This is a genomic window from Lacimonas salitolerans (genome assembly GCF_042677865.1).
GTDB lineage: Bacteria > Pseudomonadota > Alphaproteobacteria > Rhodobacterales > Rhodobacteraceae > Lutimaribacter > Lutimaribacter salitolerans.
The window spans coordinates 66,685-80,580 of sequence record NZ_JBHUDD010000059.1 but is presented as its reverse complement, the minus strand read 5'-3'; the positions used below and the strand labels follow the sequence as shown (position 1 = coordinate 80,580).

Below are 13,896 nucleotides of genomic sequence, written 5' to 3'. Positions count from 1 at the left end.
TATCGGGATTACTCGACCGCTTTGATACGATCGACCATTTCCGTACCATACTGGTCCGTATAGACGGAATAGGACGCCTCGGCCAGCGCCGCGAACGGGGCCTTGTCGATGTCGGTGATCACTTCCATCCCGTTCTCGATCAGCAGGGCAACGCCGGCTTCTTCCAGACGGTTCACCTCGGCGCGGGTGGCTGCGGCGGATGCCTTGGCCGCTTCCATGAACCAGCCCTTTTCTTCGTCGCTCAGGCTGTCAAACAGGATCGGCGAGGCCAGAACCACCGCCGGCGAATAGACATGGCCGGTCAGCGACACGTAATCCTGCACTTCCCAGAACTTGGCGGCGGTGATCACCGTCACGGGGTTTTCCTGCCCGTCGACAACGCCCTGCTGCATCGCGGTGAACAGTTCGGGGAACGCCATCGGCGTCGGCGAGGCGCCCATGCCGCTGAAGGCGGTCATGTGCACGCGGTTTTCCATCGTGCGCAGTTTCAGCCCCGCCAGATCCTCGGGCGTGCGCACCGGGCGCTGCGAGTTGGTGACATGGCGGAACCCGTTTTCGGACCATGCCAGCCCGACAAGGTTGTTCTCGCCGATCTTGTCCAGCAGCTCCTGACCGATCTCGCCATCCAGCACCGTGCGGGCATGATCATAGTCGCGGAACAGGAACGGCAGGTCGAGGGCAAACACCTCGGGGACGAAGTTGCCCAGCGGCCCGGTCGAGGTAACGACCAGGTCAAGCGACCCGATCTGCAACCCTTCGATCATGTCGCGCTCGCCGCCCAGCTGGCCGGCGGGTGCCTGCTCGCCGGTAAAGGCCCCGTCCGACAGCTCGTTCAGCGTGTCGATGAACGCCTGAGCGCCTACGCCGTAATGCGATGCCGGCGACAGGGCGTGGCCGACCACGATGTTCTGCTGCGCCTGAACGCCAGTTGCCAGCGCCGCAGCGGCGATAAATCCGGTAAATAGATGTTTCATGATGCTCCTCCCATGAGCGTTGGTTAGACTTTGTTGGTTATTCCGCCGCAATCCGCCGCATGTGCGACGTGATCAGATCGGCAAAATCGGTATCGGGTTCAAACCCCAGCGCCAGCGCGCGCGGCGTCAGGATCTGGCCGGGCCAGCTGGCCACGATGGCCTCGATCGCCGGGTCATGCTCGACCTTGACGCGCGCGGCCACATCCGCACCGGCCACCTGCGCCAGCGTGTCGATCATCGCGCCCGCAGTCACGGTGACGCCCGGCAGGGTCAGCGTGGTATCGGGGCCGATGTCCTGCTGCGACAGCCCGGCGGCGTGGATCGTATAGGCCAGCGCCCGGTCGGGCGAGGCCAAGTGCAGGCGCAGATCGCGGCTGACCGGCAGAATGGCCGCCTGCCCTGCCAGCGGCTCGCGGATGATGCCGCTGGCAAAACTGCTGGCCGCCTTGTTGGGTGCACCGGGCCGCACCGAGATGGTCGGAAACCGCAGGCTGCGCCCCAGGATGAACCCCTTGCGCGTGGCATCGCGCACCAGCAGTTCCCCCATCATCTTTTGCGTGCCGTAGGACGATCGCGGCGCAGGCGTCGTGTCTTCGGAAATCGTGTCATTGGCCGCGCAGGAAAACACCGCGACCGAGGACGAGAACAGGAACACCGGAGGTTTGCGCATGTTGCGGCAGGCGTTGATCAGGTCGATGGTCGAGTGCATGTTGACCGCCATGCCAAGATCGTAATCCGCCTCGGCCTGCCCCGACACCACCGCCGCCAGATGGATCACCAGATCGGGCGCGTCTTCGGCAATGCGCGTCAGAATATCCGGCGCAGACAGCGCCCCGGGCAGCGCATGCACCCTGTCGTGCCGCGCAGCCAGCGTTTCCAGCGGCGCATCCGCGATGTCGGTCGCAAGGATGGCCGCGATCCGCCGCTCCTGCCCGTTCAGCATCACGGCGTCGCGCTGCGCAAGCGCGCGCACCACCATCTGGCCGATGAATCCGGCCGCTCCTGTCACCAAGATGCGCAAAGTCAGGTCTCCTCCGGGGGCAAGGCTGGCATCGAATGACAGCGCTGTCAATCGATGGCATCATCTGCGCAGAATCAAGAAACCAACCCAAATGCGCGCCGTGTCCTGTCGATCAGGTCCGGGGCGCTTTCAGGACAGACTGCTTCGTGGCACCGACAAACCGCACCGCAAAACCCACCCTGGCCCAGGTCGCCGCCCGCGCCGGGGTCAGCGAGACCACCGCCGCGCGCGCCCTGCGCGGCAGCACCGTTGTCACCCGCGACACCGTCACCAAGGTCGAGAAGGCAGCCGCCTCGCTGGGCTATCTGCGCAACCGGCTGGCGGGCGCTTTGGCGGGCGGGCCGTCGAATCAGGTGGCCGTGATCCTGCCGTCGCTGTCCAACATCGTGTTCCCCGATGTCCTGAAAGGGCTGGAAGACAGGCTGGAGCACGCGGGCTTTCACCCGGTTCTGGGCATTTCCAACTACGATCCGGACCGCGAGGAAAACCTGATCCGCAATCTTCTGGCCTGGCGGCCCGCCGGTCTGGTGATCGCGCCAAGCGGCACGACCGACACAAGCCGCAGCCTGCTGCGGGGCGTCGATCTGCCCGTGGTCGAGATCATGGATATCGACACCGATCCGGTCGACATGGCGGTGGGCATGTCGCATCGGGGGGCGGGGCTGGCCATGGCCCGGCATCTTGTGGCGCGCGGCTATCGGCGCTGCGCCTACATCGGCCATGACCTGACCCGCGATCACCGTGCCGCCGCGCGGCTTGACGGGTTTCGGGCCGGTCTGGACGAGGCCGGGCTTGCGCTGACCGCCTGCGTCACCCTGCCCGACCCCTCGTCCGTCGCCCAGGGCCGGCGGGGTCTGGCGCAGCTGCTGGACCATGCCGAAATCCGGCCTGATCTGGTCTATTTCTCGAATGACGACATGGCCGTGGGCGGGGTGTTTCACTGCATGGCCAATGCCATACGGCTGCCAGAGGATCTGGCCATCGCGGGATTCAACGGTCTGGAGCTTGGCCAGAGCCTGCCCGTGCCGCTGACGACCACCGCATCCCATCGCACGCGCATCGGCGAGACGGCGGCAGACAACATTCTGATGCGGATCGCAGGACGAGACACCAAGCGCCTTATGGATGTCGGATTCAGCCTGATCGAAGGCGGCACAAGCTGAACCGCATGTTCGCGCCGCAACAGGGTAACGCAAGTGGCACAGGGCGGACATTGCCGCCACGCCCTTGTTGCGCGCCGCCAGTTTGGTCATCCACACATCGCCTGGTCCGTCTACTCCACCAAAACGCCAGCGTATCGTTTTCCTCAGAAACAACAGATTGATCGACAAGATCGCAGCGGATGCCATGCGCGACAACCACATCCGCGCGAGGGTGCAGCGCGTGATCGGCCAGAAACCAGACGCCGCAGAGCGGGCTTGGGGGCATCTCCGCGATGCGACCGACGTTGTGCCTGCATCAGGCTACCGGACTGAAAACAGCCATGGCCTGCAGACCGGACAGGTGCGTTTGCGCCGATGGCAAGACCTGTGACCCGGGCAGACAGGACAATCCCCTTGCACCCGTGTCGATCAGGTCGGATAACTCCGGCATCCGTCCGGGGCCTTGGCGCAGCTGCCCCGGCTGTCCTCAGACACAAGGGCCCGGCATGACAAACCACCTGTATCTAAACGACCTTCCCGACGGGCTGGACCTTGGCGCGATCGTGGCCATTGATTGCGAGACGATGGGCCTGAACCCGCATCGTGACCGGCTGTGCGTCGTGCAGCTTTCGGGCGGGGATGGGCATGCGCATCTGGTGCAGATCGAAAAGGGCCAGACCGAGGCGCCCAACCTGTGCGCCATGCTGGAAGACCCCGATGTGCTGAAGCTGTTCCACTTTGGCCGTTTCGACATTGCCGCGCTCTACAACGCCTTTGGCGCGCTGACCGCGCCGGTCTATTGCACCAAGATCGCGAGCAAGCTGGTGCGCACCTACACCGACCGGCACGGGCTGAAATACCTGCTGCAGGAATTGCTGGGCATCGACATCTCGAAACAGCAGCAATCCAGCGACTGGGGCGCGCTGGACCTGAGCGAGGCGCAACTGACCTATGCCGCATCCGACGTGCTGTACCTGCACCGGCTGCGCACCGAACTGGACCGCATGCTGGCGCGCGAAGGTCGCACGGAAATGGCGCAGGCCTGCTTTGATTTCCTGCCGATGCGCGCGCGGCTTGACCTTGCGGGCTGGCCCGAGATCGACATCTTCGCGCATTGATCCCGCAAGAATGAGCCGCCGAGACAGATATTACCCCCGCATCATCGCTTGGCTGCGCATCGCACTGCCACTGGCGGCGCTGGGGATCCTGTCGACGCTGTTCCTCCTGTCGCGCAACATCGACCCGACCGGATCGATCCCCTTTACCGAGGGCGAGATCGAGGAACGCCTGCGCGACCAACGCATCACCGCACCGAATTTCGCTGGCGCCACGCCGCGCGGAGACATGATCACCTTTACCGCCACTTCGGCACAGCCCGACGCCCAGAACGCCAAACGCCTGCTGTCAGACGACCTGTCAGCCAAGATTACCCTGCCGGATGGAGATCTGATCGAATTCCGGGCCGACCGGGGCATCGTCGACATGCAAAGCCAGCGCGCACAGCTGATCGGCGGGGCGGTCATCACCAGCTCGGCGGGGTATCGCGTCACGACCGACGAACTGGACGCCGCCCTGACCGAACTTGATGCCAACACAAAGGGGCCGGTGCAGGCCCAGGGGCCGCCGGGCACGTTTTCCGCCGGGCGCATGCAACTTAAAAGCGATTCTGCAACCGGGAACGCCCAATTGCTTTTCACCGACGGTGTCAAGCTGCTATACGATCCGTCAAACTAAGGAGTTCCCGTGTCAGTCATTCCCTCATTCATTCTGACCTTCGGGCTGATCCTGCTTCCGTTGGGCGGGTTTGCCCAAGGCACCAGCATCGCGCTTGGCGGCATCCAGCAGGACACCAGCCAACCGGTCGAGGTCAGCGCCGACAACCTGTCGGTCGATCAGGAGAACGGCACCGCGATTTTTTCCGGCAACGTGGTGATCGGCCAGGGAGAGATGCGTCTTGCGGCCGACCGCGTGCTGGTCGTCTACGCCGCTGACCAAAGCCGCATCCAGCGGCTTGAGGCGTCGGGCGGTGTCACCCTTGTGACCGGCCCCGATGCCGCCGAGGCCGAGCGCGCCGATTATGACATCGACGCCGGCACGGTGGTGATGTCGGGTGATGTGCTGCTGACACAGGGCAACAACGCGCTGACCTCGGACAGCATGACCGTGGATCTGAAAACCGGGTCGGCACAGATGCAGGGCCGGGTGAAAACCGTTCTGCAATCGCGGAACTGACGCCATGGCCCGCCCCGAACTGACCGTCACACAGGGCGATCTTGGCCTGCGCGTGATGAACCTGCGCAAAAGCTATCGCAAGCGCACGGTGATCCGCGATTTCAGCATGGAGCTGAACCGGGGCGAGGTTGTCGCGCTGCTGGGCCCCAACGGCTGTGGCAAATCCACGACATTCTACATGATCGCCGGTCTGGTGAACGCCGAAGCCGGGCATGTCATGCTGGACGGGCGCGAGGTGACGAACCTGCCGATGTACCGCCGCGCGCAGCTTGGCATCGGCTATCTGCCGCAGGAAATGTCGATCTTTCGCGGTCTCAACGTCGAGGACAACATCGCCGCCGTGCTGGATATCGCCGTGGACGACCGGCACAAACGCCGGGAACGGCTGGAGGAATTGCTAAGCGAGTTTTCCATCGAACACCTGCGCCGCGCGCCCGCGCTGGCCCTGTCGGGCGGTGAACGCCGCCGCGTGGAAATCGCCCGCTGTCTGGCCGCCGACCCCAAATACCTGCTGCTGGATGAACCCTTTGCCGGGGTCGATCCAATCAGCGTGGGCGACATCCGGCATCTTGTCGCCGACCTGAAAAAACGTGGCATCGGCGTGCTGATCACCGATCACAACGTGCGCGAGACGCTGGAAATCGTGGATCGCGCCTATATTCTGCACGATGGCAAGGTTCTGATGACCGGCACACCCGCCGACGTGGTGCGCAATGACAACGTGCGCCGCGTCTATCTGGGCGACAATTTCCGCATGTCCTGACGCGCCGGAGTGGCGCGCATTCAAACTGTTTCGCCGGTTTCGATTGACAGAAGCGGTCCGACTCGCCTCAAATGATGGGATGACATTCCTGGGTTCCGCACCGTATCCGCGTTTGGCCTGTGTTTCAGGCAGCGGTCCGGCACTATCCCCTGAAATGTCTGTTTTCCGCATTCGGGCACAATAAACCGGCGCGCTTCGCCGCCGGATAACCCCCGATTTGTCATGCAAAGGAGACATGATGCTCTATCAGATCACAGGCAAGCATATTGACATTGGCGACGCCCTTCAGACCCATGTGAAGACCGAAATGGGCGAAATGCTGGAGAAATACGCGGGTCGCCCCACCGATGCGAATGTGGTGTTCTCAAAATCCGGCCACGAATTCGTATGCGAAGCCACGGTGCATCTGTCGACCGGGTTGACCGCGCAGGCCAAGGCCAATGCGACCGAAATTTATGCGGCTTTCGATGGATGCGCCGAAAAGATGGACAAGCAACTGCGCCGCTACAAGCGCCGGTTGAAGGATCATCACCGCGATCGGTCCGAACCGGTTGAACTTATGGGAGCGTCCTCGTATATCCTCGCGCCTGACAAGGACGATGTGGAATCAGAGCCGGACACGCTCCAGCCGATCATCATCGCCGAGATGGAAACGCGCATCCCCTCGCTGTCCGTTGGCGAGGCCGTGATGCAGATGGAGATCGCCGGAGCACCTGTTCTGGTGTTCCGCAAAGAAGGCAAGAACGGGTTGAACGTGGTTTACCGCCGCGAAGACGGAAACATCGGCTGGATCGATCCGAATTGATTACAAGCGGCGGCCGGTTTAAACCGGCCCCGCGCCAATGACAGGACAAGCATGCAAATCTCCTCCATCCTGCGCCCCGAGGCGGTCAAGGTCATTTCCTCGACCTCCAGCAAGAAGCGTCTGTTGCATGATCTGGGCGATCTGGCGGCCAGCGTCCATCACGTTGACCCCACCCGCGCGGTCGAGGCGTTGATGGAACGTGAGACGCTTGGCCCCACCGGCGTGGGGCATGGTGTGGCGCTGCCGCATGCCCGCCTTGGCGATATTGACGAGGTTCGGGGCGTGTTCATCCTGCTTGAAAAGCCCGTCAACTTTGACGCCGTCGACCGTCAGCCGGTCGATATCGTCTTTGGCCTGTTCGCCCCCGAGGATGCCGGGGTCGAACACCTCAAGGCGCTGGCGCTGGTGTCGCGCACCCTGCGCGAGGCGTCGATCTGCAAGAAGCTGCGGGCCAACACCGATCCGCAAACGCTCTATACAATCCTGACGGAAGGTCAGAGCGTTCAGGCAGCTTAAGCCCCGTCAGCCCCAGCGATCGAACCCGAAGGTGACGTAATCGCGCTGATAGACCTGCGCTGCCAGATCCTCGATCTCGGCGTCATAGATTTCGGCCAGATCGAAGGGCAGGTCATCTGCCGCGCCGGCCATGTCGGGCACACTGGCGCCACCCAGTCGCGTTGCCAAAGCGGGCAGCGCCAAGGCCATCTCCTCCTCCCGCAGGATCAGGTCTGGCAGGGCGAAATTGGCAAAGCCTTCGACCACGCTGGCCTGACTGGCCCATGCGGCGTCAACACGAATGCCGGTCTGACCGTTCAGGTTCTTCTTGAGAAATTCCAGAAACGCCAGGAAAGCGTTGCGATGGACGCGGCGGTCATACTCGCCGCTTGGACCCTGCCCCGGAATCGGCAGTTTGTACGCCTTGCGCAGGGTCTTGCGGATATCGGCATAGCTGCCCGGCCCTGTCGCCAGTATGCGGCGGCAGAACGCATCATGCGCGCGCGCCACCGGATGGCGCAGCACGGTAAACGACCGATGGCCCGGGTGCGCGCGCTTCCACTGGCGCAGGGTTTTCTGGGTGAACTTCGTCTCCGGCCCGTCCACGCCCGCACCCTCCAGCGCGGCCAGCCAGTCCATCACCTGCGCCTCGGGCCCGGATCTCACCGGCATATAAAGCAGCGGCACACGCGAGGTGGCCACGAAACTGGGCACCTGCGCCCCGCGGCGCGGTTCGAAATTCGGGGTGCGCGACAGGTTGAACCGATCCAGCCGCGCCAGCGCCTGCGCCATCGCGTCAAAATTCGTGACCTTGTCGGCCATCGCCTCGGGGTTCTGCTTTTTCAAGCTTTTGTCCAGTCCGTCCAGTTGCGCCGACACACCCAGCCAGCGGGCAAGACCGTTCATCACCTCGACGCTCTGCAAATCCTCGTAATCCAGATAGAACGCCGTCTGCCCGGTCACTTGCAGCGCGTTCATCAGTGAAACCTGAAACGTCTGCAAGGCGGTCAGATGCGCCTCGAACTCGTCCCGGTCGAACGTCACACGGCTGTCCTTGCGGCGGCGACCGTCTGTCAGTTTCCACTGGCCGGTGGCCTGCGCGATCTTCCAGCTCACATAGCTTTCGGCGGGGTTGCGCGTCAGCACGATCTTGGCGCAGCGCGGATCGCCCAGCATCGCATCCAGCACACGCGCGTCGTGATCGTGGAAATATCGAAACCCGCCCAGCCCCTCGGTCTGATCGCGGATCGTGGTGATCAGCCGCAGCGGATCGGCATCGCGCATGGCCTGGGTCACGCCCAGAATCTCGGTGCTGTTGGGATAGCCGATGAAATGCGGGTTGAACGCCTCGCCATGGCAAGTGACGCCGTCATAGGCGTTCAGGTTGGTTTCCAGAAAATTCGATCCTGTCCGCATTTCCGCGAAAACGACAAAGTAATCAAAGGGCTGCGGCATGGGTTACTTGACCAGATAGGGTTTGCGCGGGCGGCTTTTCTGCGGGCCAAGATCGCGCGCAACCGGAAAATCGCCCATCAGATAGGGGTGCATGCCCTGATTCTTGAGGTTTTGCAGGAACTGGCCGAACCCGGCCAGATCGGCCATCTTCGGCACCTCGGCCAGACGGCGCAGGGATTTGTTGCCGATCTCGTCGATGATGGTCTGCAACGGCTCCATCGGGGCCTCGATGAACTCGGCCATGGTCCAGATTCGGATGCGCGCCTTGGAATGCGGCGCACGCAGCACGTCCAGAAAGGCGCTTTCGATGCGTTGCAGGTTCGCGGCCTCCTTGCGGATGTCGGCAAAGTTCCGGTTGGATTTGAACAGCGGCACCGCCCAAGCCCCCGACACGACCGATATCTGCGCATTCGGATCGCGCGCGATGAACCAGTTGATGTCCTGCGTATCGCCCGGCCCGAACTGAAAGCACTGCCGTTCGCCACGGGTGTTCCAGATCAGGTTGGTCAGAAACGCCTGCGGATTGTAGTCGCGCAGCGCGGCATTGTCCGAAAGCGCCCCGTTCATCAACGTCTGGTTCTGCGCATATTCCACCCGTTCCGGCGCATACAGATGGCCATGCACGCGGGCGCCGGTGGCCTTGTTCAGCCAGGGCTCGAAATCCTCGAACAGGTCGGAGAACCCGCAAAACACCGAATAGCGTCCGCTGGTCACTCCGTTTTCCCAGCCATGGTTGGGAAAGCGGCTGTGCATGTACAGGCCGGGCCGCCCGCGCGTCCGCTTTTCCACGGCCTTGGCGAAAATCCGGTCGATCTTGCCGGGGTTCGGCTCGGTCCGTTTCATCGCGCCTGCCGGATCGGTCAGAAACGCCTCGTACAGCCGGTCGGCATGGGGCCAGATCTTGCGCGCGACAAAGCAGTCGGACCGGCGCAGCAGTTGCAGGTGATCGTCGTAGAATATGTGCGGCTTGCCCTGGAAATCGAACTTGGACAGGGTCAGCGACCGGCTTTCGATATTGGTGGAATACAGCCGCGACAGCGTCTGGAAATAGGATTCATCCGGAATCCAGACGCGGCGGAAATAGGCGTCATAGACCTCACGCTCGGGGTCTTGCAGGATCGCGCTCAGCGTCTGGCGGGTCAGGCACCACCATTGGCTGCCCATATGCGGCACGATGCCCTTGGGGATGGCGCGATGCAGGCGCAGGCGGCGTTGCAGTCTGACATAGGTGTCAAACAGCATCCGGTTGCGTTTCCAGCTGAACGGAAAACGCAGGGTGAACCGCTCCTGATCCAGCCCCCCGACGGTCCAGGGCACGTCGGCGGTGGTCGCGCTTTCGACGAAATCGGTGCGCGGGCGGGCGGCCAGGTAATCAATCAGCTCTTGCACCGGGCGCAGCGGCAGGCACGATCCCGACGCCAGATAGACATGCCGCACCTGCGGAAACTCGGCCAGCATCATCTCGGACGCGCTTTGCGATGCCGCCACGATCCCCCATGTGCCCCATTCACAGCGGTGGCGGCGCGAAAACCGCACATTGGGCAGATCAGACAGCGAGCGCACGAAGGCGTCATAGGTTTTGCGTGTCACGATCCTGTCGGCGTGTATCACCACGGGACATCCCGCCGCGTGCCAGTGCCGCGCCACCTGCTCGGCCCGGCCCAGCGCGGTATGCACCAGCATGACGATCCCGACGGTCATGCCCAGTTGCCCTTTGACATCAGGCCCAGAATCTCCAGCTGGCGCCAGTTGATGTATTTCTCGGACCATTTGCACCACAGGTCGGGGTTGTCATCCAGCGTGGCGGCATAGGCCTTGTATTCCACGCTGGCGGCATAGTGCTGCCTGCGGGTCAGTTCCTCGGCGGCCTTGACGGTGAAGGTGTCCAGAAACTTGGTGTGCAGCAGCACGCCACTGGCCTTTTCCCCGCCCCATTCGTCGTAGACAAGGTTCAGGCCGCGCGGCAACAGCATGTGGGTCGAGCTGACATAGGCATAGCGCCGGTCCCACTTCACCAGCGGTATCTTGTTCAGCGCGGGCGCCTTGGCGGGTATCTCGGGGAAGAACACCCGCGCCCGCGGCCCGCCCTGAATCCACAGGTTGCCAAAGCGCCGGTTCTTGGAAATCGCATAGTTTCCGGCATCGAACCAGTTTGCGATTTCCAGCGGGTCCTGCCCCGAGCGATAGGGCTGATCGTCGATCCGCCCCTTGGGATACATATCCAGCAGCATGGCCGAGAAGGATTTGATCGAGGACGCATCCAACCAGTCGGTGAGTGCGCGCAAGGGCCGCGTGTCACAGAACGGATAGACCAGGAATTCATCGGGATCGACCACCAGCGTCCAGTGCCCGTGGCCATACTTGCGCTGCAACCAGTTCAGCCAGTCGACACCGAACCGCGATCGCTTGTAGCTTTTCGTGGTGTGCCAGACCGACACATCGGGTTGATCGACAAGGTAGTCGACCGATCCATCCGTGCTGTCATTGTCCACGATCAGGAAATGATTGATCCCCATGTCGCGGTAATATTGCAGGAAATAGGGCAGGCGGACCTGTTCGTTGCGCTGGGTCGAAAACAGCAACAGGTCACCGGGCTTGATCTGCCCCGTCCGGTCGATGACCGAACGCAACTCGCGGCGCTTGCGAAAGGCACGGATCAGCCATCGCTTGCGCTGCAGCCTCAGCCGGTATGATTGCCATGCGCCCAAAACGCTTTCCTTGTCCTGCCCCCGGCGGCCGTCATCCCGTAACCGCCACTATACCAGCTTGCTTAAGACGGTATTGAAATGCGCGTCCCAGCCCGGAAGGTCGGCCTCGCTGCCCCGATTGCCTTTTTCCCCGGCCATAACGGCCAATATCGTTTCCTGCCAAGGATATATACCGTCCACCTTCGCGTAAACGGGAATATCACCCAGGATTTCGCGATAGACCGCCAGATCGTTGCAGATCACCGGAACGCCCAGCCCCACCGCCTCGGCCGGGGGCAGGCCGAACCCTTCGGCGTGGCTGGGAAACAGCAGGCCCGCCGATCCGGTCAGCGCGGCGGCGATCTGCCCATCGCTCAACCCCGACAGTTCGAACACATCGCGGCCCATTATCCCGTCGTTATCCAACCGGGCAAACACTGCGTCATTCATCCAGCCCCGGCTGCCGTAGATCAGAAGTTGCGGCATGGGCTGCACACCATCGCGCGCCAGCGCATCCCAAAGATCCAGCAGGAATCCATGGTTCTTGCGCGGCTCGATGGTCCCAACGGTGACGAACCAGGGCCGCGCCGGATCAAACCCCGCCGGGCGCGGCCAGTCGGGGGCCGGCACGGGCACATCCACGCCCAGATGCGCGACAATCCGTTCAGGCACCGGGCCCCATGCCCCCATATGGCGCTGCACATCGGCGGCGGTCTGGATCGAATTGCAGATGATCCAGTCAGCCCGCGCCCGCACCCGCCGCAGCATCGGGCCAAAGCGTGCAACCACCTCGGCGCGCTGGTACTGCGGATAGTCCAGCGGAATCGTGTCATGGATCAGCACGGCAATCCGCGCACGCGCGCCCTGCCTGGCGGCGCTCAGCACCCGGTCGGTCAGGTTGGCATGGCCCAGGTTCAGGTACACGCCGCCCGGTGGCACATGGCGCGCCAACATCCGTGTAAGCCGCGCGGGCAAGCAGCGCGCAATGGCCAGCCGCCGCACATCTGCTTCGGCCTGCTGGCGCGCAGGTGACAGGCCCCGCCGCAACCGCGACAGGGTATCGGCCCGCCCCCATGCCACGCGCCCGGCGAGCCGTTCGCGCAGACTGGTCATCCCGTCCCGGTCCAGCAGGGCGAAGCCATAGGCGGTACGCACCAGCCCGAACAGCGGCGTATCCAGCGTCAGCAGGTGATCCAGATAGGCGCGCTCTACCCTGTCAACGCCGGTAGCAACGCGGCCCGCGCGGCTGATCAGCCGCGACAGGTCAAGCAGGTAGACAGGATGTGAACCGCCGGTCCCGGCCACAGACCAAGGGCCGCCTATTCGGCGGCCTTGTCCAGTGCCACGATCTCGCGGAGATATTGCGCCAGTTCGTCACGCAACTCGGGGCGCGACAGGCCAAAGGACACGGTCGCCTGCAGGAAACCGGCCTTGGAACCGCAATCGAACCGCTGGCCACGGAACCGATAGCCAAAGACATCGCGCCCGGCGTCGATCTCTGCCGCGATGGCATCGGTCAACTGGATCTCGCCGTTGGCGCCCGACTTCATCTTGTTCAGATTGCTCAGAACGTTCGGCGTCAGGATGTAACGGCCGATCACCGCCAGGTTCGACGGCTCTTCGCCCGGGGCGGGCTTTTCGACCATGCCGCGCACCGACACGACGCTGCCCATATCCTCCTTGATATCCAGCACACCGTACGAACTGGCCTTTTCCGGCGGAACCTCCATCGCGGCGACGATGTTGCCGCCGTTTTCCTCGTATGCTTCGACCATCTGCTGCAGGCAGGGGGTTTCTGCCGCGATCACGTCATCGGGCAGAATCACCGCAAAGGGCTCGTTCGCGATCAGACGGCGGGCGCACCACACCGCATGGCCAAGCCCCAGCGCCTTGTGCTGCCGGATATAGGCGATGGCCCCGGATTCCATGTTGGTGCTTTTCAGGATTTCCAGAAGCTCGGTCTTGTTGGACTTGCGCAACGACTGCTCAAGCTGGGGCGCCTCGTCGAAATAGTCTTCCAGCGCACCCTTGCCTCGCGAGGTGACGAAAATGAATTCCTTGATACCTGCCGCCCGCGCCTCGTCGATGGCATACTGGATCAGCGGCCGGTCAACCAATGTCATGATCTCTTTCGGAACAGACTTTGTCGCTGGCAGGAACCGCGTACCCAGACCGGCGACGGGAAAAATTGCTTTGGTGACTTTTCGTTTCATAAATAGACCTCTGGTACCTCTGCCATTGCTTTCCGCATGGCCTTACATTGTTATTCTGACATATCACATCACCCGGAACATGTTAAATTCCCATGACGGTAGGGGCAAA

At 62.9% G+C, this 13,896-nt stretch carries 15 protein-coding genes; 8 read left to right on the top strand and 7 right to left on the bottom strand.

Annotated features, from left to right (window positions below):
* Positions 1–8: 8 nt before the first annotated feature.
* Both ACFTOW_RS12150 and denD read right to left on the bottom strand, forming a co-directional pair.
* Positions 9–974, bottom strand: coding sequence for a TRAP transporter substrate-binding protein (locus tag ACFTOW_RS12150; RefSeq protein ID WP_379916041.1), 966 nt, complete (start codon positions 972–974; stop codon positions 9–11).
* A 37-nt stretch (positions 975–1,011) separates the two neighbouring features.
* Positions 1,012–1,983: a D-erythronate dehydrogenase gene (gene denD, locus ACFTOW_RS12145; RefSeq protein ID WP_379916039.1), complete on the bottom strand. Its 972-nt coding sequence runs from the start codon at positions 1,981–1,983 to the stop codon at positions 1,012–1,014.
* A gap of 158 nt (positions 1,984–2,141) precedes the next feature.
* On the opposite strand from denD, the gene ACFTOW_RS12140 reads away from it, so the two are divergent.
* The 8 genes from ACFTOW_RS12140 to ACFTOW_RS12105 all read left to right on the top strand — a co-directional run bounded on the left by ACFTOW_RS12140 (position 2,142) and on the right by ACFTOW_RS12105 (position 7,453).
* The gene (locus ACFTOW_RS12140) at positions 2,142–3,158 is read left to right on the top strand and encodes a LacI family DNA-binding transcriptional regulator (protein WP_379916037.1); all 1,017 of its coding nucleotides are present in this window, start codon (positions 2,142–2,144) and stop codon (positions 3,156–3,158) included.
* Between the two features lie 157 nt (positions 3,159–3,315).
* Positions 3,316–3,528 carry a hypothetical protein gene (locus tag ACFTOW_RS12135; RefSeq protein WP_379916035.1) on the top strand — a complete coding sequence of 71 codons (213 nt, stop codon included), beginning with the start codon at positions 3,316–3,318 and terminating at the stop codon, positions 3,526–3,528.
* A gap of 115 nt (positions 3,529–3,643) precedes the next feature.
* The gene (locus ACFTOW_RS12130) at positions 3,644–4,255 is read left to right on the top strand and encodes a ribonuclease D (protein ID WP_379916033.1); all 612 of its coding nucleotides are present in this window, start codon (positions 3,644–3,646) and stop codon (positions 4,253–4,255) included.
* A 10-nt stretch (positions 4,256–4,265) separates the two neighbouring features.
* Positions 4,266–4,871 carry an LPS export ABC transporter periplasmic protein LptC gene (lptC, locus tag ACFTOW_RS12125; RefSeq protein ID WP_379916031.1) on the top strand — a complete coding sequence of 202 codons (606 nt, stop codon included), beginning with the start codon at positions 4,266–4,268 and terminating at the stop codon, positions 4,869–4,871.
* An 18-nt stretch (positions 4,872–4,889) separates the two neighbouring features.
* Positions 4,890–5,369 (top strand): lipopolysaccharide transport periplasmic protein LptA, encoded by a 480-nt coding sequence (lptA, locus tag ACFTOW_RS12120; protein ID WP_379916466.1) that lies wholly within the window; start codon positions 4,890–4,892, stop codon positions 5,367–5,369.
* Positions 5,370–5,373: 4 nt separating this feature from the next.
* Positions 5,374–6,132 (top strand): LPS export ABC transporter ATP-binding protein, encoded by a 759-nt coding sequence (gene lptB, locus ACFTOW_RS12115; protein ID WP_379916029.1) that lies wholly within the window; start codon positions 5,374–5,376, stop codon positions 6,130–6,132.
* Between the two features lie 238 nt (positions 6,133–6,370).
* A complete protein-coding gene (hpf, locus tag ACFTOW_RS12110) occupies positions 6,371–6,937 on the top strand; it encodes a ribosome hibernation-promoting factor, HPF/YfiA family (protein WP_379916027.1) in 567 nt (188 codons plus the stop codon).
* A 51-nt stretch (positions 6,938–6,988) separates the two neighbouring features.
* Entirely contained in the window at positions 6,989–7,453 is a 465-nt protein-coding gene (locus tag ACFTOW_RS12105) for a PTS sugar transporter subunit IIA (RefSeq protein ID WP_379916025.1), read from the top strand.
* Positions 7,454–7,459: 6 nt separating this feature from the next.
* On the opposite strand, the gene ACFTOW_RS12100 is transcribed toward ACFTOW_RS12105, so the two are convergent.
* From ACFTOW_RS12100 to galU, 5 genes are read right to left on the bottom strand one after another with little or no spacing between them, the layout of a single operon-like run.
* On the bottom strand, positions 7,460–8,887 hold the full coding sequence (locus ACFTOW_RS12100; RefSeq protein ID WP_379916023.1) for a nodulation protein NodH: 1,428 nt from the start codon (positions 8,885–8,887) through the stop codon (positions 7,460–7,462).
* 3 nt (positions 8,888–8,890) lie between these two features.
* Entirely contained in the window at positions 8,891–10,588 is a 1,698-nt protein-coding gene (locus tag ACFTOW_RS12095; protein WP_379916021.1) for a DUF5927 domain-containing protein, read from the bottom strand.
* The gene (locus ACFTOW_RS12090) at positions 10,585–11,595 is read right to left on the bottom strand and encodes a glycosyltransferase family 2 protein (protein WP_379916019.1); all 1,011 of its coding nucleotides are present in this window, start codon (positions 11,593–11,595) and stop codon (positions 10,585–10,587) included. The genes ACFTOW_RS12095 and ACFTOW_RS12090 overlap by 4 nt, the downstream gene beginning before the upstream one ends.
* 48 nt (positions 11,596–11,643) lie before the next feature.
* Positions 11,644–12,879, bottom strand: a complete 1,236-nt coding sequence (locus ACFTOW_RS12085; protein WP_379916017.1) for a glycosyltransferase family 4 protein — start codon at positions 12,877–12,879, stop codon at positions 11,644–11,646.
* 14 nt (positions 12,880–12,893) lie between these two features.
* On the bottom strand, positions 12,894–13,787 hold the full coding sequence (gene galU / locus ACFTOW_RS12080; protein WP_379916015.1) for a UTP--glucose-1-phosphate uridylyltransferase GalU: 894 nt from the start codon (positions 13,785–13,787) through the stop codon (positions 12,894–12,896).
* Positions 13,788–13,896 lie beyond the last annotated feature (109 nt).